The organism is Acinetobacter sp. 1294596, assembly GCF_000582925.1.
GTDB classification, from domain to species: Bacteria; Pseudomonadota; Gammaproteobacteria; order Pseudomonadales; family Moraxellaceae; genus Acinetobacter; species Acinetobacter radioresistens.
Genome location: NZ_JFCC01000015.1, coordinates 1 through 21527 on the forward strand (window position 1 = coordinate 1; position 21527 = coordinate 21527).

Genomic DNA, 21527 nt, shown 5'->3' on the forward strand with positions numbered 1-21527 from the left:
CAGACCAGCGTCCATCGCGATCGGGTGGATCAGCTCAACTGACATCTCAACGTTGTCACCTGGCATAACCATTTCAACGCCTTCTTTCAGCTGGATCGCACCAGTTACGTCAGTTGTACGGAAGTAGAACTGTGGACGGTAACCATTCAGGAATGGAGTGTGACGACCACCTTCTTCTTTAGAAAGTACATATACTTCTGCATCAAATTTAGTGTGCGGCTTGATTGTACCTGGTTTAGCCAGTACCTGACCACGCTGAACGTCTTCACGTTTAGTACCACGTAGCAGAACACCACAGTTCTCGCCTGCACGACCTTCGTCAAGCAGCTTACGGAACATTTCTACACCCGTTACAGTCGTTTTAACTGTATCTTTGATACCAACGATTTCAACTTCTTCGCCGACTTTAACAATACCAGACTCAACACGGCCAGTAACTACTGTACCACGACCTGAAATTGAGAATACGTCTTCGATTGGCATCAGGAATGCTTTGTCGATTGCACGTTCTGGTTCTGGAATGTAAGTGTCAAGCGCTTCAACCAGAGCAAGAACTGCAGACTCGCCATACTGACCGTCGTTGCCGTTCAGTGCTTGAAGAGCTGAACCACGGATGATTGGAGTGTCATCACCTGGGAAGTCATAAGTAGACAGAAGTTCACGAACTTCCATTTCTACCAGTTCAAGTAACTCTTCGTCATCAACAAGGTCACATTTGTTCAGGAACACGATGATGTAAGGTACACCAACCTGACGAGAAAGCAGGATGTGTTCACGAGTCTGTGGCATTGGGCCATCAGTTGCTGCACATACAAGGATCGCACCGTCCATCTGAGCAGCACCAGTGATCATGTTTTTAACATAGTCAGCGTGGCCCGGGCAGTCTACGTGAGCGTAGTGACGAGTTGGAGAGTCATATTCTACGTGTGAAGTATTAATAGTAATACCACGCGCTTTTTCTTCTGGTGCAGAGTCAATTGCTGCGTAATCTTTCGCTTCACCGCCGTAAGTTTTTGCACAGATTGTTGCAATCGCAGCGGTTAAAGTTGTTTTACCATGGTCAACGTGACCGATTGTGCCCACGTTTACGTGTGGCTTATTACGTTCAAACTTGGCTTTAGCCATGATGATCTTCCTCGTTTACGTCGAAACCAGCTTAAGAAAACAGCCCTGAGATAACTCAGCTCATCGACCCATTGTCTAAAAACAGACACCCAATACTTGAAAAGCAGACTTAAAAGCCTGCTTTTTAAAAACTTTGTAGAAAAATCTACTAAACTGTATCTGGAGCTCTTATCCAGATTTGAACTGGAGACCTCTCCCTTACCAAGGGAGTGCTCTACCACTGAGCTATAAGAGCGAAATTTAGCTTTAAATGGAGCGGGAGACGAGGTTCGAACTCGCGACATGCAGCTTGGAAGGCTACCGCTCTACCAACTGAGCTACTCCCGCATTGTTGGTAATTGACCACTACATTTAAAGCAAAAGTTGGTGGTGGGAGAAGGATTCGAACCTTCGAAGCTTACGCGGCAGAGTTACAGTCTGCTCCCTTTGACCGCTCGGGAATCCCACCAATCGCACTTATTTCAGTGCTTTCCTCTACAAACTTACACACTTTAGATGGTGCCGGCACACGGATTCGAACTGTGGACCTACTGATTACAAGTCAGTTGCTCTACCAACTGAGCTATGCCGGCGCTTCTTAGTGTTTCGTACGTTTCGTATCGGAACGGTGTGCAGTTTAGCAAAACTTCGCAGGCATGCAACAGTTTTTTTTAAAAAAAACCTCAAAAACTCATAAAATCAATCCGTTTGATGATAATTCAACCGCTTTGATCACTGCGCGAGCTTTTATTTGAGTTTCATTCCATTCAGATTCAGGATTCGAGTCAGCGACCAGCCCCGCTCCAGCCTGCACATAAACCTTATTTTCACGAATCACACAAGTTCGAATGGCAATCGACATATCCATTTCACCATGCCATCCCAAATAACCTACAGCCCCACCGAAAATCCCACGTTTAACTGGCTCGACTTCATTAATAATTTGCATTGCGCGGATTTTAGGAGCGCCAGAGAGAGTTCCAGCCGGAAAAGTAGCTTTAAATACATCTAGTGCATCAATACCTTCACTTACTTCACCTTGCACATTTGAAACAATATGCATGACGTGTGAATAACGTTCAATAACCATGCGGTCCGTCACCTGTACCTTACCGATTTGTGAGACTCGACCGATATCGTTACGCCCCAGATCAATCAGCATTAAATGTTCGGCAATCTCTTTTTCATCAGATAAAAGGTCCTGTTCAAGGGCCAAGTCTTCTTCCTTGGTTTTACCACGCGGACGGGTTCCTGCAAGTGGCCGTACAGTTGCTATCCCATTTTCCAGACGAGAAAGAATTTCAGGCGATGAACCTACAATATGAAATGGCTTGCCATCAGTTAAAGTTTGGCCTTGTACTAAAAATAAATAAGGTGACGGATTAAGGTGACGTAATGCACGATAAACCTGCAATGCCTCTCCATCAAACTCAGATACCATACGGTGACCTGGCACTACCTGCATTACATCACCAGCCCGGATATACTCCTTAACTGTCTCAATCGACTCAAGGAATCTATCTTTCCCGGTAAGAGACTCAAAATGTGGTGGGGTGTGTGGATAAGCCTGCAAGCTGATTGGTGTATTCAGTGTCTGTTCCAGATGATCGAGTTGTAACTGCGCACGCTGATAGGCTTCAGGATCATTGATATCGGCATGTACAATCAAAAACAGCGTATCTTTAAGATTGTCAAAAATAATGACTGTTTTTGACAGCATCATCCATATATCTGGCAAGCCCACTGGATCTGCTTGCGGCATATTATTGAGCTTGGGTTCAATATAGCGCACTGCATCATAGCCAAAATAACCGACCAGCCCTCCTGTAAAACCGGGTAATCCGGGTAACAACTGCGCATCAGGTACTTTAAACTGAGCGTGGAAGTCTCGAATAAACTGGAACGGGTCATCACACAGCCGGGTGGTAAGCTGGCCATCAGCAGCTTTTACAGTGAGTTCTCCCTCATTACAAGAAAATACTACAGATTCACCCAAGCCAATCATTGAATATCTGGCCCAGTTTTCACCCCCCTCAACCGATTCAAACAGATAAGCTTGACTATGGTGTTTTAAACGCGCAAATACGGACAGTGGAGTTTCGGTATCTGCCAGGCGCTGACGGTAAACAGGGATCAGGTTATAGCCGGCATGTTTAAGTGATTCAAACTGGTTTAGGGTGGTCATACAGGGACTCTTGATTGTTTTTCGTTAAGTTAGGCATCAGGCTTTAAAGCTATGTTATGTCGCCATCGAAAAACCATACTGTTGTCCATTGTTGTATCCTTCACTTTCTAAACTTTTTCAATGATCAATTAATTCTCTTAAATCATCTACGACCTGCTGTGGAGCCGAGTCATGAATATCTTCACCATGATTATAACCATAGCTTACGACAATACAATCAACCCCTGCACGGCGCGCTGCCTCAATATCATTACTTGAATCACCAATTAATAGCGTCTGTTTCGTATTACTCTTGAGAACATCCATACAGTGCAGTAGAGGTAGAGGATGCGGTTTTTTATGTTCCAAGCTATCACCACCGACCACCAGTTTAAAATACTGGTCCAGCCTTAATTCATAGAGTAAGGCTTCAGCCAGTTTTTGTGGTTTATTGGTCACACAAGCCAAAGTAATATTTTGCCGGACGGCATAGTCAAGAAAATCAATTACCCCAGGAAATGGCTTACTGTCCACACAAATACCAGCAGCGTATACTTCTAAAAATTCTGCGTAGAGCTGCTGATGCTGACTCGGTTCAACTTCACCCAGAAGATTAAGTAATACGTCTTCACATAGTTTAGATGCACCTTTACCTACCCATTGCCGAATCTGTTGTTCTGTAACCATCGGGAGTTGCAGGGTATTTAAGCTAATATTCATCGCTCTAAACAGATCAGTGGCTGAATCTACCAGCGTTCCATCCAGATCAAACAGGATTAAATTGCGTGTTGTAAGTTGAGCAACTGTCATATTTTTTATCCGGATAAAAAGGCATGCGAGCATGCCCATGAATGTGACTATATAATTATTTAAAGAATACCCATGCAATTACTGCCAGAATAATCAGCATGATCACTGTCATTAAGCCTACTGATGCATTTTTCTGTTGCTCTTTTTCTTCAGCAACACGTGATACAGGCTGTTCCAGTGGCACGGACTGAGGTTCCGGCTGCACTTTAGGCTGGGCAGTTTCAGGAATTGGCGCTGGCTTAGGAATATCTACTCGCTGCGGCATCCCTTCACGGCTAACCGGAACTTCTGCACGTTCAGTCAGGCTCGGCATACCTTGCTCGTTCATCTGCTCTGCAGCAGTTTTTTCAACCACAACTGACTCGGTAGACTCAACCACTGGCTCCATTTCAACTTCTGGCTCATCATCCTGCACTGCATCTGCTACAGGTGCCAAAATTGAGAACTTAAGGCTGGCAAATTGCAGAATGTCACCATCTTTTAGCAAGGTTTCATGGTCAATCTTGACATTATTAACAAAAGTGCCATTGGATGAATTAAGGTCTTGTACCCAAAGTCCCTGATCTTTTAACAACAGGGCAGCATGGCGGCGGGAGATTTCCGCAGACTGTAACAATACATCAGCGTCCTGATGCCGGCCCACCAGCATGTCATGGGTAATACTGATTTCCTGCCCCGTAATATCACCTGTAATTGCTTGTAATTTCCAAGTCATAAACTCATCTCTTGTGATTTTTTTATATCATAGCATGCCTTATTCCATGTTCCGTGCCTTGTCTGTTAAGAAGCCGGACGCAGAGTAGTTGTAGTTACTGTATTTTTGGTACGTTCTACTTCCGGTTGAGACAAAGCTACACTACGTTGTCCAATACCAGGTTCAATTGCTACAGGAGTCGTCGTTACCACAGGAGTAACACCCCCTGAAGAAAGCTGCTTGTACACATTAGGTTTATCAGAGGTAGCAGGAACCGGCAAACGTTGCTGATAGACATCCTCTACATTTTCAGGCAATTTGGCGAAATTCCCGTCTTTATCCATAGCCAGCTGTAAGCTATAAAGCTGATCATAACGGCGTTGCGTTAATCGGCGTACATCATTAGCATCGCCGACAATGGTCGGATGGATAAATACCAGCAGGTTTCGCTTTTCATTACTGTTGCTGTCAGACCGGAACAGGCGGCCTATGCCCGGGATAGCCCCCAAACCTGGTACAGCCTGTCGACTGTAAATAGAATTATCTGAGATTAGTCCACCGAGTACGACTGTTTGACCATGTTCAGCCAAGACTGCTGTTTTAATTGCACGTTTACTGGTAACCAAGTCTGTAGCCTGTCCTTTATTAGGCTGTACATTTGATACTTCCTGCTCCACCTCCAGCCGGACAGTACCATTTTCACCAATATGTGGAATAACTTTTAGAGTCACACCAACATCTTTACGTTCCACAGTTGTATAAGGATTTACACCATTTGCATTTGTTGTCACTGAACCGGTAACAAACGGGACATTCTGGCCGACAACGATATAAGCCTCTTCATTATCCATGGTAACAATAGAAGGTGTGGACAACAGATTAGACTTGGTATTGTCCTTTAAGGCCTGAATTAGGGCGCCATACAAACGTCGTGAGCCATCAGCACCTTCACGATAGTCACCTAAAAGAAGTGATGAACCTCTTAAGTTACTGGCTGCATTAGCAAGTGCTGAACCACCAGCCAGATAGCCAGCAGCAAGGCTGGCCAGGCTGCTTCCTACATTTGTAAAATTAACCAAGCCAATTCCACTGCTGATATCACCGAGTGCCCACTGCACCCCAAGCTGATCTGCATCATCACCAGCAACTTCAATAATTGCGGCTTCAATCAGAACCTGCTGGCGACGTATATCCAGTTGCTGAATTGCTGATTCGATTTCACGCATCAGCTGGGGATCAGCCTTAACCACCAGAGCATTCTGGTTAGTATCCGCAATAATACTAACCCCGTTCGCATTAAAACTACTGATCGGATTTTGCCCGGAATTAGTGTTAGCGTTGAGGTTAATACCCGGCGTAGAAATTCCAGAGCCGGTGCTGCCCTGATTATTAGTGCCGGTATTATTAATCAGGTTATTAATAGAATTACTGGAACCAGAATTATTTGAATTACTGTTGCTATTTACTGCCTGCCCGGTCACTAGTCCTTGCAGGATCTCGGACAGGTTCTGGGCACTGGCATATTTCAAGCGGAATACTTTAAGTCCCCCCAGACGGTCTGCTGAGGGTACATCCAGCATCTCAATCATATGCCGGATACGTTTACGTGTCGCCGGATCACCTTTAATCAAAATACGGTTAGTCCGGTTATCTGCCATAATTCTTACCCGTGCCCCACTAAAATCTTTAGCAGCGCCCGTTGAACTCATGGACTCCAACAGTCCAATCACTTCTTCTGCCTGGCTCGACTGCAAGGTAATTGCTTCAATATCATTTTGCCCGGTACCATCGAGATTGCGGACAATTGTTTCTAATTGCGCAATATTACTGGCACGATCAGAGACAATGAGAGCATTTGTTCCTGCCACTGCAGCAAGATGTGCAAACTGTGGCATTAATGGACGTAAAGCCGGTATCAGGTCATTGGGATTGGTATTTTCCAGCCAGATTACCCGGGTGACCACCTGATCACCACGTGCATTACGTCGTGCATCATAAGGAACACCTGAGCTTTTTACATTACTATCTGGAACCAGTTTAATAGTATTCCCTGATGGAATTGCCACTACACCGTTGACATTTAATACACCCAAGAACAGATCATAAACTTCATTTTTATTGAGTGGCTTATTAGAGATGACCGTCACATTTCCGCGGACCCGTGGATCAACTGCAAAATTTTTCCCTGTAATATCGGCGACTTCATTGATAAAAGCAGTCAGGTCTGCATCACGCAGATTAATTTTCCAGGTTTGTGCATAGGCTGCAGTGCTTATAGCAGCGATGACTGGTGCTGCAGCCACTAAAGCCCAAAGTGGACGATGATGTTGTAATAAAGCCATAGCCTGTTATTTTTCCTAACACTACTGTGAGGTATTCCCACTTAAAAACTTTGTTGGATGGTCATCACCTGATCACCACGTTTTATTTCTATTTTGACTTGCCCTTCACGTCTGGCTTGTTCAAGTAACTGAATATCACTTTGTCCCTGGCCGACAGGCTGACCGTTTAAAGACATAATCCGGTCACCTGGGCGTAAACCCAGCTTACTGCGCAGTGCAGCCGGTGTACGGCTGGTGACCTCATAACCGTTACCGGTCGAGCTTACACCCATTTCCTGCAAATATTGTTCACGGTCTTCCTGAATTTTTTGTATCGCCTGTCCTAAAGCAGATTGAGAAGAATTTGCAGGTGATGGCGAAGGAGCTGCCGAAGTGGCAGAGTCAGCAGGTGGCACAATCGGCTGGTTCAGGCCATTTTCAATTCCTTTAAACTGAACTTCACGAGATGTACCATTGGGTTGACGCAATATCACCCGGTCCCAGTAAACCTCTGCCAATTGAAATGAAGAATTAGCAATGGTTTCTCCAACCCGATAACGCTCTGCAATCTGGTCTACTTTAATTACAGCTGAGGAATAACGGTTTGGATAACCAATGACCACACCCTGCAACTCTATATTTAAACTTTCAGCAGATGTATTCGCCGCAGCACTTTGACCTGGTTCGTAAAACAGGGAAAATGAAGAAATATTTGGAACTTGTGGCTGCTGCGAACCCAGCATAACGCGCTCAAACTGTATGCCTTGTGGCGGTGCTACCACCCACCAGAACAACGCTGCCAGCTTCCAGCAAAAGATCAGAATTAATAATGCCAGCACGAACGGTCCAGCCCGGTCCAGTTTAGACCAGGAAATATCCTGGAGTTTATTCAGATAGGTTTTCATCACCAGTTGCCCCGTAATAGAGGCTGACGGGAGCTAATCACATAGGTATCAAGTCCAGCTTTACCGTCATAAGAAGGGACATTCAAGAGTAGACGCTGGGTTAGTTGCACATCCAGCATCATGTCCGGGTCAAGAACCAGATTTGCCATTTTCTGTCCACGCTGATCTTGTATATTAAAGATGAGCTTTCCACCGTCGTCTTGAATCTCTCCTTTTAAAGAGGGTATATTCATTCGGTCCTGCCGTGAGCCCAAGCTATACAGGAGTTGTCCGCCTGCCCATTGCAGCTGGCCAGTTGCATTGCTAAAGCCATCATTTTTCTGATAACGTAAATTAATATTTTGAAGCTGAATACTATTGGCTGGCCATTGCCAGTCTACTAAGGTCTTTAAGGTTTCTGGCGCTATTTGGCCCTTCATCTCTTGAATAATTATTTTTTTACCTAAACCATAGGCCACTGTACCATTTAGCTTTGTATTGGCACTATGAATTTCCAGGTCTGCTCCCAAGCGTAATAGCAATAAGTCGAGAGGCCTGGTTTTCCAGCTGACTGATCCACGCAATTTATCTTTATGCCAGTCTGCCTGGCCCTGCCAGATATTACCGCTGACATTTTGCAAGGTTTGATTATCTTTTGAAAATTTTGAAATAATCCAGGCAGCAGGTATCTGTAACACTACAAATAATAAAAACGCCAGGACTGCAAATATCCACCACGTTAATTGCTTCGTTCTTTTATTCATTCAGCAATAACCAACATTTAATTTTTTTCCTATAACTATATTTCTCCCCTGCGTCCCATTATGCATAATTTTTCTACCTCGCCAATTCACTGCTATAAAAAAACCAAGCATTCATGCTTGGCTTTTTTAACATTCTAAGGCAGTCGAATGACAGTTCGATGAAACTTAGATCAGAAAATCTTCAAGTTTTGCACCTTTTTCAAGGGCTGCTACTAACCAGCGTGGCTGCTTACCACGTCCTGTCCAAGTTTCTTCAGGATTTTCAGTATTACGATAACGTGGCTCTACTGATTTACGTGTTGTTTTCTTGCGCTTTTGCGCTCCAAATTCTAGCAACTGTTCAATAGTCAGACCCACATTTTCAGCAATTTCTAAAACCTGTTCATAAGCTTCATCTACTGCTTGATCTTTTTTGCTGGCGATTAATGCTTCGGCTTCAAGCTGTAATCTTTTGAGATCTTCTACCGAAAGTTCACTAATATCTGGCTTCATTAATATTGGCTCCGCAACACAGGTTAATCATATTTATTTGAATTAATATTCAAACTCATATTATGTATTTTAAATACAATTATCAAGACTATTTAATTAAATTAATAACAATAACTCAACATAGCCAAATTAATATGAAATAGGAGGTTTTATTTAATAAAACTAATCATCGGTTATTTAAATCATGTTCAACAGTTTTTTCAATCTTAATAATTTTTTCTCTTATTATTTCAGGAATGAGTGTCTTTTGCATACTCTCTTTATCTACGCAAACAATTACTGCTTCTCCTAAAGCGACATTTTGTTGTTGGGCACTACTCCATATCAAGTAATTCATGCGAAAGGCACTATTCCTAATCTCTTCAACCCTGACGCCAATTTTTAACTGATCTGGATAAAATACCGGTTTAAGGTATTTACACTGGCTTGAAGCCACAACAGTATTAATATCAAGCTTGAATATATTCAAGACATCAAGATAACAAATACGGGCACTTTCTATATAACGGTAATAAATTACATTATTGACATGCCCAAATGCATCCATATCTCCCCAAGCAACATTCTGTTCATAAATTACTGGGTAATCTGTTAACTTGGTCATATTAATTCCTTAAATCTTTAACTGCATAAAATTAGCGTCATTTTCAAAAACCAGATTTAATTGCTGAATTAAATCCTCATTTCCTTTAAATACTGTTTTGATCCTTAAATAAATCATCAATATATTATCTGGATAGAGTTCAAGTAACTGCTCTGCCTCCAATGCACGGTCAGTTGCTTGATATATGTGCCATTTTGCAAAACTTAATATAGGGATACTTGGGTACTTGTTTTCTAAAAATAAAATACGCTGCTCGACATATTCATAGTCAGGTTGCTGCTTAAGTAATTGTTGCTGAAACCATAAATAGAAAACATCTTGATCAAAATTATCAGCCAGCAGTAAATTGGCTAGTGATTCATGCTGCTGACTCATTTCAGGCATACGTGCCAGTAACTTAAGCCATAGAATCTGAATATCAGGTGTACGGTTCTGTATCTGACCTGCCATGTCCAAATAACGTTGCTGCAATGCTTGCAGATCATCAAGAGTTGCTTGGTCAAACTGGCCCAGCAGTTGCTGTAGCCACTGTTCTTTATAGTCGTGACTTAAGTGACCATATTTGCTGGAGCGCAAGTAGAGCCATGGATACTGAACTGCGAATTCCCCCCAGAGCTCATTAATCCTGTATTGATAGGCACTTTCCACTTGTTGTAACCAGGGAGATAAAGCATGTTGACTCAGAAATTCAAGATGAGTTAATGCCTGCTCAGGATCTTGCTGATGCAAAAAGATTTCAATCCGTTGTAGCTCTGCCAGTTCAAATGCATGGGGAGATGCTTGATTCAAGCTTTTCAATGCAAGGTCTGTCTCGGCATTACCTAAGAATAAGCGTGATTCAATCACTCCTCTTAGTAGACCTGATTGAGAAAAGACCCGTTGAATAAATAACTGCTGGTCCCGTTCCGCTTGTAACAGCCAAATCACTCCCAACTGCTCGTAAGGATGTAAGGTTTTGAAGTCAAGTACAGTTTCTGTTTTACGCTGTTCCCGAGTCAGATAACGTTTTAGTTGTAGCCAGACCAGCTGGATAATCAAACCGAATATTGCCAGTAAAGCTAGCCATATCCATAAATTGGTCTGCATTTGCCAGTTGCGCCATTGCACATAAACATAACCAGCACCGTAGCCATAACTTAGTACACTTAATAAGGCCAGAACCAGTAAGCTAACCAGTGTATAAGCAAGAAAAATCTGTTTCATACTGCCCCCTTAACCCAGTAATGTCATAGCACCAAGTTTCGGATTTGGTATGACTGGCAGATACTTCATATTCATTAAACGTTTTTTTAACTGCTGGCTGTCATAGTCGGGTAACTGATTCAGCTGTTTAATTACATCATCCAGGCCCTGCTGGTATTCTGCATATTGCCCCTGCATAAGTGACTGTCTTACCAGTAACAGCCTTAGTTGTACCTCTTTGAGAACCAGTTGCCGATTCATCAATATAGCTCCTGGACGCTGAACCGGTTCAATCTGCAACCAGCGCTGCCAGAAATGTTGCGGCTGAATCTTGGCAGGACTTAAATTATTTTGCTGTATGGCCTGCTTCAGTAACTGGTCAGTTTCTAACAACAGTGCATCTAAAGATTCTTGTTGCCGAGTTTTAGCCTGCACGAACTGTTGAATCGCTAACTGATCTGTATGAATCGCCTGATGTAGACTTTGTTTGAGTTCAGGTGCCAGTACATAGCCATGTAAATCACGATCCAGTTCTGATAATTTTTCCAGCGCATACACATACTGCTGCTGCCGGACAGCAAACTGAGCCAGCTCTAAACGTTCACCAATTAATGCGACCGGGCTAAATTCTGCCAAAACGGCCGGAATTGACTGCTGCTGGGGAGACTGAGAGGGATTAGTGGAGGTAGTCACTGCTATCTGGCTAATCTGGCGCTGCAGAGCTACTACCTGGTCGTTGAGGCTTGCATTGAGCTGCTCAGTTCGATGCAAACTGGCTTCTACTTCCGGTAATTGGCGGGAAACCTGAAACAGGTCATAACTAATTTTTGCCAACCAAGCCAACGCCAGAATGATTATACAGAATAAAAACTTTCTCATAATTTCCCTTGCAACTCTGCAATATACTGGAGTATGACCTCAGGTTTTAAATATTCTATTTTTGAAACCTGAAATTTGGCTTGATGCTGGATTTTATAACCGTGTATCAACTGATATAAACGCTCTCCCAGCACCAGATAATGACATAGCTGCAAAACAGACTGCTGATTCTGGCATAAATCCAGCCAGTTAGACCAGCTGGCTTCACTAGTAATAGGGACCAGCACCTGATTTCCGTATTGTATAATCTGTGCTGCAACTTTAGAAAAATCATGAATGCTTTGTGTCGGGCAGGACCGTTCGTATAAAATAAAGTTCAAAACCTTTATTCCCTGCTGATGCAGATTTTGCATCATAAACTGGCGCCCCCCTTCTCCACGCCAGAATGCTACACTGTGCAGGTCATCAAATTGTCTGAATACATCAAGCTCAAGCATCCCCTCTGAAGTCTCAAGTTTAGGGACCTGACTGGAAATACCGTAATGTTTCAGGTGTTCAGCTGTGGTTTGGCCTACCGCTATCCATTGTAATTGTCTTAAATCGTTCAGGCTGATGCCACTTTGCTGAAGATACTGCATTCCAATATCTGCTGCTGCAGGACTCACTACTACAATTACCTGACAGAATGGCAGACTCTGATAGAGCTGTTGTAGCTGGAGTGAGTAAGCAGTTGGTGTCAGTTCAAGTAAAGGCAGCTCAAGTACTTGATGACCTGCTTGCAGTAAGGCAAGACTTAATGCCTGACTGCGTTCTTGCGGGCGGGTATTAATAAATAGCATAAAACTTACTTATAAAGGGCTTTTAACAGCTCGCCAGCACCTTGTGACAATAAATTTTCTGCCAATTCGATCCCCAACTGTTCAGCATGTTCCGGCTGTCCTGAAACTTGAGATGAAAGTAATATTAAGCCATCCACACTTCCTACACGGCCTTCAAGCTGGAGCTGGCCATTTTCCAGAGTCGCGTAAGCAGCAATCGGAACCTGACACCCTCCTTCCAAATGACTATTAAATGCTCTTTCTGCCCGTACACATATACTTGTCTGCTCATGCTGAAGTGGAGAAATCAGATCAAGTATGGCCTGATCATCTGTACGGCATTCTAGTCCCAGCGCACCTTGGCCAACAGCGGGCAGACTTAATTCCGGAGACAGGGTATGTTTAATGCGCTCACTCAATCCCAGACGTTTCAAACCAGCACTAGCCAGAATAATCGCATCATATTCACCTGCATCAAGTTTAGACAGACGGGTACCCACGTTACCACGTAAATCAAGAATATTCAGATCTGGACGGGCTTTCAAAATCTGGGTTTTACGGCGTAAACTTGACGTCCCGACTGTTGCCCCCTTTGGTAACTGCTCAAAGCCTTCAAAACGATTTGAAACAAAAGCATCACATGGATCTTCACGTTCACAGATCACAGGTAACGATAACCCTGTTGGCAAATGCATAGGCACATCTTTCATCGAGTGCACTGCCAAATCAGCACGTCCATCCAGCAAGGCAGCTTCAAGTTCTTTTACAAACAGGCCCTTACCCCCAATTTTTGCCAGAGGAGTATCAAGAATCTTATCGCCCTGGGTTACAAACGTGACCAGTTCTACCGTCAAGCCAGGGTGAAGTTCCTGCAAACAGGCACGAATATGTTCAGCTTGCCAGAGCGCTAGAGGGCTTTTACGGGTTGCAATTTTTAAGGTCATCATCATAATTCAGGCGTTAAAAAGTCCCTTTAAACTTAACGTGATCCCCTAAAAATGCAAGTAAATTATCGTCCAAAGCCGATAAAACCGTCCTATTTTAGTTCTTTAAAGCTTTTGTATCCGCTCACGCAGACCAGGTAAATGGCGACGGCTTACGGCCAGCCGCTCGTCAAGTTCACGGCAGCGTACCTGATACTGTCCGGAAGTCACAACCTCAAGCCCATCCAGATAGTCAACAGATACCAGTGCATTACGATGGATCCGGATAAACTTCTCCGAAAATTCCTGTTCAAGTTCTTTTAAGGTCTCATCAATCAAAATGCTGCCATGTTTATGACGTACTGTGACATATTTCTGGTCAGCTAAGAAATAGTAAATGTTCTCCACAGGCACCAGCTCAACACCCCGATAACTTTTTGCAGTAATTTGCTGGCGCTGTAATTTTGCCGTATCTATATCTTTCTGCTTCAGGCCCGACATTTGTGCCTGGTTCAAACGGGTCAGTCTGTCCAGAACCTGCTGCAGCTCACTGACCTCTATGGGCTTGAGCAGATAACCTTCCGCACTTGATTTAAAAGCTTCTAATGCATGATCTTCATAAGCCGTACAAAAGACAATCGCCGGCATAAGGTCCAGCTGGTTTAGCTGTTCAGCACATTGCAAACCATCCATTTCCGGCATTTGAATATCAAGCAATACCACATCAGGCTGATACTGCTGGACCAGTTCAATCGTATGCTGACCACTTGATGTTGTAGCGACTACATGGTGCCCGAGCTGGGTAACCAGACGAGATAAGCGTTCGACGGCCAATGGCTCATCATCACAAATCAGGATATCCATTTTTTCTCCTTGTCTAGACCAACTTCATTTAATTTATATATGTTGATCTGGACTCTGGTTTTATTCTTTTATTTATAATGGTACTGCACGATAGTGGTATAAATCCCCTCACCGGCAAAAGTTTGAAACTGTACAGACTGTCCAAAATAGGCCTGTAACCGCTCCCGTACACTTTCTATAGCAATACCATGACCTTTACGTAATGTTATTTTATCTAAAGAGTAAGGATTGGTAATGACTATAGTAACTTGATTTTGAAGTATTTCAACCAGTATACCGATGGTACCTTGAGTATAGACACTTTCAACTCCATGGAAAATACTATTTTCAATCAAAGGCTGTAAGGTCAGAAGTGGAATATAAACCTGATTTAAAGAGTGAGTATTTTCTATTTTCCACTCTACCTGGAGACGTTCACCCAGCCGCATCTGCTCAATTGAAAGGTAATGCCGGCATAAGTCAATTTCCTGCTGTAAGCTGACCAGTTTGAGGTCTTGCAGGCTGGCACGAAAAAGTTTGGACAAGCTGATCAGCATTGTTTCAGCCCTGTCAGGGTCTATACTGATGAGACTTACTACACTATTTATACTATTAAATAAAAAATGCGGATGAATACGTGCCTGCATGGCCTGTATACGGGCGTTTAATCCACTACTTTGCTGTCTGAACCATTGCTCCCGCATATACAGATAACGTAGAAAGATAACTCCCATCAATATCCCAAAACTGAGATTTAAACCTATATCTTTAAATGAAATATCGGAATCTATTCCCGTCCAGCTCAAATGACTACCCCAATAGTTCAGCATATTCAGACTGAAGGTAGATACCAGAACAATGCACTGAAGTAGCAGAAAACCGAACAGTAAGGCATAAAAATGGTTGAGCTGTCTGAACTGGTTTTGCCAGGTATCTACCAAAGCAGTAAAACACAATACTACCCATTGAATAAAAAAAATGTACTGTGCCAATTGGTCAAGCTGAAGGTTTTGCCATGTCCCCGCTTTTGCCAGAATAAGGATCAGTGACAACAGCGTACTGACCAGAAATAATTCGATTAGATATTGCCAGCGTCCACGCTTTGTAAAAGAATATAAATTATTCCGGTTATTTATTGATGGTATTGCGGAATTATCACGCTGTGCTTCGGCAAGCGCTGTTGAATTTGCTATACTCTTTTTTATTTTGCTGAGCCGACATGACCACATCTTCTCATTCCTCCAATACGCCTGCCCAGAATCAGACTTCCGGTATGTGGGGCGGCCGTTTTTCCGAAGCTACCGATGCTTTTGTGGCTGAATTTACCGCATCTGTACAATTTGACCAACGTTTTTATAAACAGGATATTGCCGGTTCAATTGCTCATGCGACCATGCTTGCCAAAGTAGGGGTACTGACCGAACAGGAACGTGATGACATTATTGAAGGTCTAACTGCCATTAAAGCAGATATTGAGGCAGGACATTTTGAGTGGCGCATTGACCTTGAAGATGTACATATGAACATCGAGTCACGTCTGACCCAACGTATTGGCATTACAGGTAAAAAACTGCATACCGGCCGTAGCCGTAATGACCAGGTCGCAACTGATATCCGTCTTTATGTCCGTGATGAAATTGATGCTATTTTAGATCTACTGGAAAAATTACAAAAAGGTATTTTGGGTTTGGCGGCTAAAAATACCCAAACCATCATGCCCGGTTTTACCCATCTACAAACCGCACAGCCTGTGACTTTTGGTCATCATTTATTGGCCTGGTTTGAGATGCTGGTTCGTGACTCTGAACGTCTTATTGACTGCCGCAAGCGCGTTAATCGCATGCCATTAGGTTCTGCGGCACTTGCTGGTACAACTTATCCAATTGACCGTGCCTATACGGCTGAACTTTTAGGTTTTGAAGCAGTTGCTGAAAATTCGTTAGATGCCGTATCGGATCGTGACTTTGCGATTGAATTTAATGCTGCTGCATCTTTAATCATGATGCATTTATCACGCATGTCCGAAGAACTGATTCTATGGACATCTGCACAGTTTAAATTCGTCAATATTCCGGATCGTTTCTGTACGGGTTCTTCAATCATGCCACAAAAGAAAAATCCCGATGTACCTGAACTGGTACGTGGTAAAACCGGTCGTGTCTATGGCGACCTGATGAGCCTGTTGACCCTAATGAAAGGCCAACCACTGGCCTATAACAAGGACAATCAGGAAGATAAAGAGCCACTATTTGATGCGATTGATACCGTACGTGGTTCATTGATGGCATTTGCTGACATGATTCCAGCTCTGTTACCCAATATCGATATCATGCGTGAAGCAGCCCTTCGCGGTTTTTCTACTGCAACAGACCTTGCAGACTACCTGGTAAAAAATGGAGTCGCTTTTCGCGATGCACATGAAATCGTAGGTAAAGCAGTGGCTCTGGGCGTTCAGGAAGGTAAAGACTTATCTGAACTTAGCCTTGAACAGCTTCAGCAGTTCTCTGACCTGATTCAGGCAGATGTCTTTGAAAAAGCACTAACTCTGGAAGCTTCAGTAAATGCGCGTAACCATATTGGCGGTACGGCCCCGGCTCAAGTAGAAGCAGCTATTGATCGTGCCCGTGCGCGTTTAGAAAAACTTTATGCTTAAACGCTATATCTTAACTTTGGAGTATTGATATGTCTCGACAGGTGTTTTGCCGTAAATATCAAAAAGAAATGGAAGGGTTAGAATTTGCACCCTTCCCAGGCCCAAAAGGTCAGGAACTATTTGACACGGTTTCTAAACAGGCCTGGCAGGAATGGTTACAGCATCAGACCACCCTCATTAATGAAAAACGTTTGAATGTATTTGAACCCGACGCAAAAAAATTTCTTGAAGAGCAACGTGAAAAATTTTTCAGTAATGATGCGAGTGTAGAAAAAGCTGAGGGCTGGAAACCTAAAAATTAATCTTTGTTTTGACTCACTTTAGAGTGGGTCAAAATATTGCTGTTCAATTTATACTTTTAATAAATAAAGACAAAGCTTATTTTTAAAGCAATTAATTACACTATATTAACTTAATTTACATGTCCTTCACATCAAAACACATGAACTATAATGAGTAATAAATCTGAACTTCTTATACTGATTTTAAGAAAACTTATATAAAGCTCTGATGAATTCTGCATAAGTGAAATTTTGAATGAGCTCCTCTTTCGTTCCCAGATTTCCCCCAAAGTCTGGGACTTTTTTTATTCTATATTTAATTTTTTGCTTACTCTTGTATAAGCTTTAGCTTACAGTGATATAAGATTTTTACTTCTACGATATTTACTTAATTCCATTAGACTAAAGTTGTAGCCAAGCAGGAAGCTAGGTGAGCATAGAAAAATAATTAAAAATTGCAATGGGTACAGGATGTGATGATTTTTCCTTACTCTTTACTCAAAGGCCCGGGCAACTTTCCCTGGGCCTTTTCACTTTTTAAAACGTCTGTTTAGCGGCGTTGTACGTGTTCTTCAATTTCATCCAGGCTGGTATGACGTACATCAAGTCCTTTTGCAATATAAATTACTTGTTCCGAAATATTACGGGCATGATCACCAATACGTTCAAGTGAGCGCAATACCCACATCACGTTCAGTACCCGGGAAATATGGCGTGGATCTTCAATCATATAAGTCATTAGGGTACGGGTGGCTGACTGGTATTCACGATCGATATCGGCATCGGCTAAAAGTACTTTAAGCGCCTGCTCAGCATCGACTCGAGCAAAAGCATCCAGTGCATCATGAATCATAACCCGCACCTGATTGCCAATATGCCGGGTTTCCATATAACCCCGTGGCGATCCGCCTTCTTCACATAAGTTTTGGGCAATACGGGCGATTTTTGCGGCTTCGTCTCCAATTCGTTCCAGGTCAGTATTTGCTTTGCTCATCGCGATCACCATACGCAGGTCAATTGCAGCCGGATGACGGCGTGCCAGAATCAGGGTTAACCCTTCATCAATTTCCCGTTCATAACGGTTTACTACGTTATCCTGAAACTGCACGTCGATAGCCATATTGGTATCTGTATCCAGCAAAGCCCGTATTGCATTGGCCACCTGCTGCTCGACCAGACCGCCCATAGTCATAAATTTAGTCGTAACACCTTGCAGTTCTTCATTAAACTGTGAAGAAATATGGTGACTTAATACAGGGTTATTCAAGCTCAAGATAAAGACTCCAGCCAGCTAAAAAGAAAATTCTGATGCATCTTGTATTAAAGCATAGCTATGATGAAACTTTGATGACAGTTCATTTATGAATAGCTGTCAAAACTTTTCAACCAGCCAGCTGTTCATTTCCTGCAAATCCTGTTCATTGAGCTGACCTGCGGCAGCTTTTAAACGCAATATATTAATCAGATGATCATACTGTGCATTTACATAATCCTGCCGGGCAGAAAAAGCATTACGCTGAGCCAGCAATACATCTACTATAGTTTTTAAACCTTCATTATATTGGGCACGTGAAGCACGTGATACCAGCTCGGATGATTGCATCGCGGCCTTACGGGCCTCTAATTTATTCTGGTCAGTTTCAACCTGCAGATAGGCCTGTTTGGCATCAGTTGTACTTTTACGAACAGCAGCTTCCAGCTCTGCTTCAGCACGCCGGATATCGACTGTAGCCTTTCGTATATTTTGTTGTGTGCGTCCCCCATTAAAAAGATTCCAGTTCATTTCCACGCCAATCTGGTCAAACTGACCATCACCAGAGATGAGTGTTTCCGGTGACTGTTTGGTATAGCCATAGGTAGCTACTGCTTCAAGCTGCGGATATAAGGCTGCCCGTTCAATCTGGCGTTGGTCATCATTATATTTTTGTTGCAAACGTGCCTGCTGTACTGAAAGATTCTGATTTTGTGCCAAAGTAGTCCATTCTTGCAAATTAGCCGGATAAGGTTGCTGATAGCTAAAATTTTCTTGAAGCACCGCCAGACTTTCCTGATATGGCCCAATTAGTTGTGCCAGCTGTTCCTGAGCCAAGAGCAACTGTACATTACTTGAAATCCGGTTGGCCCGGGCATTTTGGTACTGGGCATTGGCTTCACTGACATCACTACGGGCAACCAGTCCTTCACGTAACTTGGCGTTCATCATTTCCAGCTGCTCTAATAATGCTTTTTCTTCCTGTAAATGAGAGCTGGTCAGTGTCTGCTGACGTAAGACATTAAAATAACTCTCAGCCACATTGAGAATATGGTCCTGCTGGCGCTGGCGTAACTGTACTTCACTCAGCAGTACGGAGGTTTGTACCTGTTTATAACCCTCCCAGGCATCTTTACGGAATAAGGGCTGACGTGCCGTAATCGAAATTTGCTTCGTGGTAGAGGTCGAGGACATTAAGGCATCACCAAAATTTTCAAAACCTGGAATGGTCACACTATTGCTTTGGTCACTTCCCTGATGTTTACGGGTAATATTACCGCTGACACTGACTGTCGGCAAAAAATTAGTACGCGCAATACCCAGATTGAGCTGATCTGCCTGATACTGGTAAAGATTGGCCTGCCAGCTTGGGTCTGACTGTTTGGCACGCTGATAAGCCTCTACCAGATCAAGCGCATAAAGCTGTGAACTTGTAGCTAGAAAAAACAGGCTCAGGAAAATTTTTTTCTTCATTTTTTTAAATGCCCATCTACACCGCAAAAAACCGGACTATCTTTTTCAGGACAGTTTTCAGGTATGCCATATTACTCATGAATAGCCAAGTTTAAGTATGATTTTTATTAAATTTTCCCAGTTCTTGACTTCAGGCAGTTTCAATAGGGTAAGAATATAGTAAAATCCAGCTATCTTGCCTAAATCCATACTACATATTGCTTACAAATAATTTAAACAATACTACAGCTTTTACTGGGTTTTTAAAGATAATCATCATCAACCATATTCTGCTAGTTTGCTCGCTCTTAGTACGCTGTTGTCTTGCTCACGCATCATACAACCTGAGTCAAGTAGTCCCCCGCCTTGGAGGAAAAAACGTATGAAGCCTCTTGCTTATCTTTCTCTCTCCCTGCTGGTGTTAGCTATGGCTGGCTGCCAGAAGCCCGAAATGGAGAAAACAGCCAAGCAAGAAACGCCGCCTCCTACCCGTATTGCTCCACAACAGGATGATACCCGCTGCCTGAACCTGGCAGAACAGATGCAGAAAATTAATTCGGAAAGTACAGTAGAAGCCTTAGATCAAGTCAATGCACAAATTAAAACCTGTTTGCCACAGCTAAAATTTGAACAGCAAAAACAGATTCTCAAAGCCTCGAATGCCATGTATCAGCGCTTTTTGACAGTTAAGCGTACTCCTGAACAGCAGACAGCATTTGAAGACTATGCTTTTAACCAGTCCCCTCATCCGACGTTACAGCAAAGTTATACCGAAAAATTTTCACCGCGTGATCAGTACCTGCTCAAGCATCAGGGCAAAGTATATTATGAGCTATATGATGGTGGAGAAGGCATGTTCAGTTATCGCCGCCAGCCACAATATCTGGCACAGATTTTTGCCCCCTATTTACCGACTGCCGAGCGAATCTTTATTGAAAAACTGGCTAGCCAGAACCAGCAGAGTCCTCTGCGTGATGGCGCACTGACAATTTCCTGGGATGAAATAGCACAGCGTGCCCAGTTCTGGGAAAACTATGTCAAGCAATATCCGAATAGCAGCTTTATAGATGATGCCAAACTGCTGCTTTCACTTTATACCTCATTCCTGTTTAAAGGTATGAATAACACCCCCATCTCTGATACATATACTGGTGAGCTTTCTATACGGCCAGATGCACTGACTGTGATTCAGCAAGTTGCTAAACAGCGCGACTCGGAACTGGCCGTACAGGCCAAACGCTTTTTAGAATTTGTAGAGATGTCACCCGCCCAGCGTAATCAGAAAATAAAAGTTCAGCTGACTGCACCGGAACGTCTTTCAGGACAGGAAAATATTTTGACCTTACGGCAGCTGGAAAAATATGTTCAGTTACGTGACCCTTATGCCAACTCCCCACGTGACCAATATCGTGACTGTTTTAGTGATGCTGTCTGTATGAGTTATTAAGACCAAAGAACTACATTGTT

The 21527-nt window shown here is 43.1% G+C and carries 20 protein-coding genes and 4 tRNA genes; 3 read left to right on the forward strand and 21 right to left on the reverse strand.

Annotation, left to right across the window (positions count from 1 at the left end):
• From tuf to J502_RS07530, 19 genes are all read right to left on the reverse strand, one after another.
• The coding region (gene tuf, locus J502_RS07440) for an elongation factor Tu (protein WP_034683627.1) at positions 1 to 1125 on the reverse strand (1125 nt) is incomplete at its 3' end.
• Between the two features lie 160 nt (positions 1126 to 1285).
• A tRNA-Thr gene (locus J502_RS07445) sits at positions 1286 to 1360 on the reverse strand.
• 16 nt (positions 1361 to 1376) lie between these two features.
• Positions 1377 to 1452 (reverse strand) — tRNA-Gly (locus J502_RS07450).
• A 37-nt stretch (positions 1453 to 1489) separates the two neighbouring features.
• A tRNA-Tyr gene (locus J502_RS07455) sits at positions 1490 to 1573 on the reverse strand.
• A gap of 48 nt (positions 1574 to 1621) precedes the next feature.
• Positions 1622 to 1697, reverse strand: a tRNA-Thr gene (locus J502_RS07460).
• Positions 1698 to 1795: 98 nt separating this feature from the next.
• The gene (gene trpE, locus J502_RS07465; RefSeq protein WP_034683628.1) at positions 1796 to 3289 is read right to left on the reverse strand and encodes an anthranilate synthase component I; all 1494 of its coding nucleotides are present in this window, start codon (positions 3287 to 3289) and stop codon (positions 1796 to 1798) included.
• Between the two features lie 117 nt (positions 3290 to 3406).
• Positions 3407 to 4078, reverse strand: a complete 672-nt coding sequence (locus J502_RS07470; protein WP_005017075.1) for a phosphoglycolate phosphatase — start codon at positions 4076 to 4078, stop codon at positions 3407 to 3409.
• 55 nt (positions 4079 to 4133) lie between these two features.
• The gene (locus J502_RS07475; protein ID WP_034683631.1) at positions 4134 to 4793 is read right to left on the reverse strand and encodes an FHA domain-containing protein; all 660 of its coding nucleotides are present in this window, start codon (positions 4791 to 4793) and stop codon (positions 4134 to 4136) included.
• A gap of 65 nt (positions 4794 to 4858) precedes the next feature.
• The gene (gspD, locus tag J502_RS07480) at positions 4859 to 7114 is read right to left on the reverse strand and encodes a type II secretion system secretin GspD (RefSeq protein ID WP_034683633.1); all 2256 of its coding nucleotides are present in this window, start codon (positions 7112 to 7114) and stop codon (positions 4859 to 4861) included.
• Positions 7115 to 7155: 41 nt separating this feature from the next.
• Positions 7156 to 7998, reverse strand: a complete 843-nt coding sequence (locus J502_RS07485) for a type II secretion system protein N (protein WP_005405831.1) — start codon at positions 7996 to 7998, stop codon at positions 7156 to 7158.
• A complete protein-coding gene (gene gspN, locus J502_RS07490; RefSeq protein WP_034671431.1) occupies positions 7998 to 8741 on the reverse strand; it encodes a type II secretion system protein N in 744 nt (247 codons plus the stop codon). The genes J502_RS07485 and gspN overlap by 1 nt, the downstream gene beginning before the upstream one ends.
• A 165-nt stretch (positions 8742 to 8906) precedes the next feature.
• Positions 8907 to 9233, reverse strand: coding sequence for an H-NS histone family protein (locus J502_RS07495; RefSeq protein WP_005017085.1), 327 nt, complete (start codon positions 9231 to 9233; stop codon positions 8907 to 8909).
• 166 nt (positions 9234 to 9399) lie between these two features.
• On the reverse strand, positions 9400 to 9837 hold the full coding sequence (locus tag J502_RS07500) for an acyl-CoA thioesterase (protein WP_034683635.1): 438 nt from the start codon (positions 9835 to 9837) through the stop codon (positions 9400 to 9402).
• 9 nt (positions 9838 to 9846) lie between these two features.
• The gene (locus J502_RS07505) at positions 9847 to 11040 is read right to left on the reverse strand and encodes a membrane protein (protein WP_005017091.1); all 1194 of its coding nucleotides are present in this window, start codon (positions 11038 to 11040) and stop codon (positions 9847 to 9849) included.
• A gap of 9 nt (positions 11041 to 11049) precedes the next feature.
• Positions 11050 to 11898 carry a hypothetical protein gene (locus J502_RS07510; RefSeq protein ID WP_034683637.1) on the reverse strand — a complete coding sequence of 283 codons (849 nt, stop codon included), beginning with the start codon at positions 11896 to 11898 and terminating at the stop codon, positions 11050 to 11052.
• Positions 11895 to 12677 carry a uroporphyrinogen-III synthase gene (locus tag J502_RS07515; RefSeq protein ID WP_034683639.1) on the reverse strand — a complete coding sequence of 261 codons (783 nt, stop codon included), beginning with the start codon at positions 12675 to 12677 and terminating at the stop codon, positions 11895 to 11897. The genes J502_RS07510 and J502_RS07515 overlap by 4 nt, the downstream gene beginning before the upstream one ends.
• Before the next feature lie 5 nt (positions 12678 to 12682).
• Complete coding sequence (hemC, locus tag J502_RS07520) at positions 12683 to 13603, reverse strand: hydroxymethylbilane synthase (protein WP_034430615.1); 921 nt, start codon at positions 13601 to 13603, stop codon at positions 12683 to 12685.
• 102 nt (positions 13604 to 13705) lie between these two features.
• Positions 13706 to 14443, reverse strand: coding sequence for a LytR/AlgR family response regulator transcription factor (locus J502_RS07525; RefSeq protein WP_005017100.1), 738 nt, complete (start codon positions 14441 to 14443; stop codon positions 13706 to 13708).
• Positions 14444 to 14511: 68 nt separating this feature from the next.
• Positions 14512 to 15651 carry a sensor histidine kinase gene (locus J502_RS07530; protein WP_034683641.1) on the reverse strand — a complete coding sequence of 380 codons (1140 nt, stop codon included), beginning with the start codon at positions 15649 to 15651 and terminating at the stop codon, positions 14512 to 14514.
• Here J502_RS07530 and argH point away from each other — a divergent pair.
• Together argH and J502_RS07540 are read left to right on the forward strand one after the other, a co-directional pair.
• Positions 15642 to 17075 (forward strand): argininosuccinate lyase, encoded by a 1434-nt coding sequence (gene argH, locus J502_RS07535; protein WP_075041183.1) that lies wholly within the window; start codon positions 15642 to 15644, stop codon positions 17073 to 17075. The two genes, J502_RS07530 and argH, sit on opposite strands and share 10 nt — an antisense overlap.
• 29 nt (positions 17076 to 17104) lie before the next feature.
• Positions 17105 to 17377, forward strand: a complete 273-nt coding sequence (locus tag J502_RS07540) for an oxidative damage protection protein (protein ID WP_034683645.1) — start codon at positions 17105 to 17107, stop codon at positions 17375 to 17377.
• Between the two features lie 529 nt (positions 17378 to 17906).
• On the opposite strand, the gene phoU is transcribed toward J502_RS07540, so the two are convergent.
• Positions 17907 to 18629, reverse strand: coding sequence for a phosphate signaling complex protein PhoU (phoU, locus tag J502_RS07545; RefSeq protein ID WP_005017107.1), 723 nt, complete (start codon positions 18627 to 18629; stop codon positions 17907 to 17909).
• A 99-nt stretch (positions 18630 to 18728) separates the two neighbouring features.
• Positions 18729 to 20081 carry a multidrug efflux outer membrane protein AbuO gene (gene abuO / locus J502_RS07550; protein ID WP_034683647.1) on the reverse strand — a complete coding sequence of 451 codons (1353 nt, stop codon included), beginning with the start codon at positions 20079 to 20081 and terminating at the stop codon, positions 18729 to 18731.
• A gap of 361 nt (positions 20082 to 20442) precedes the next feature.
• Between abuO and J502_RS07555 the strand changes: the two genes are divergently transcribed.
• On the forward strand, positions 20443 to 21507 hold the full coding sequence (locus J502_RS07555) for a hypothetical protein (protein WP_034683650.1): 1065 nt from the start codon (positions 20443 to 20445) through the stop codon (positions 21505 to 21507).
• The last annotated feature ends 20 nt before the right edge of the window (positions 21508 to 21527 follow it).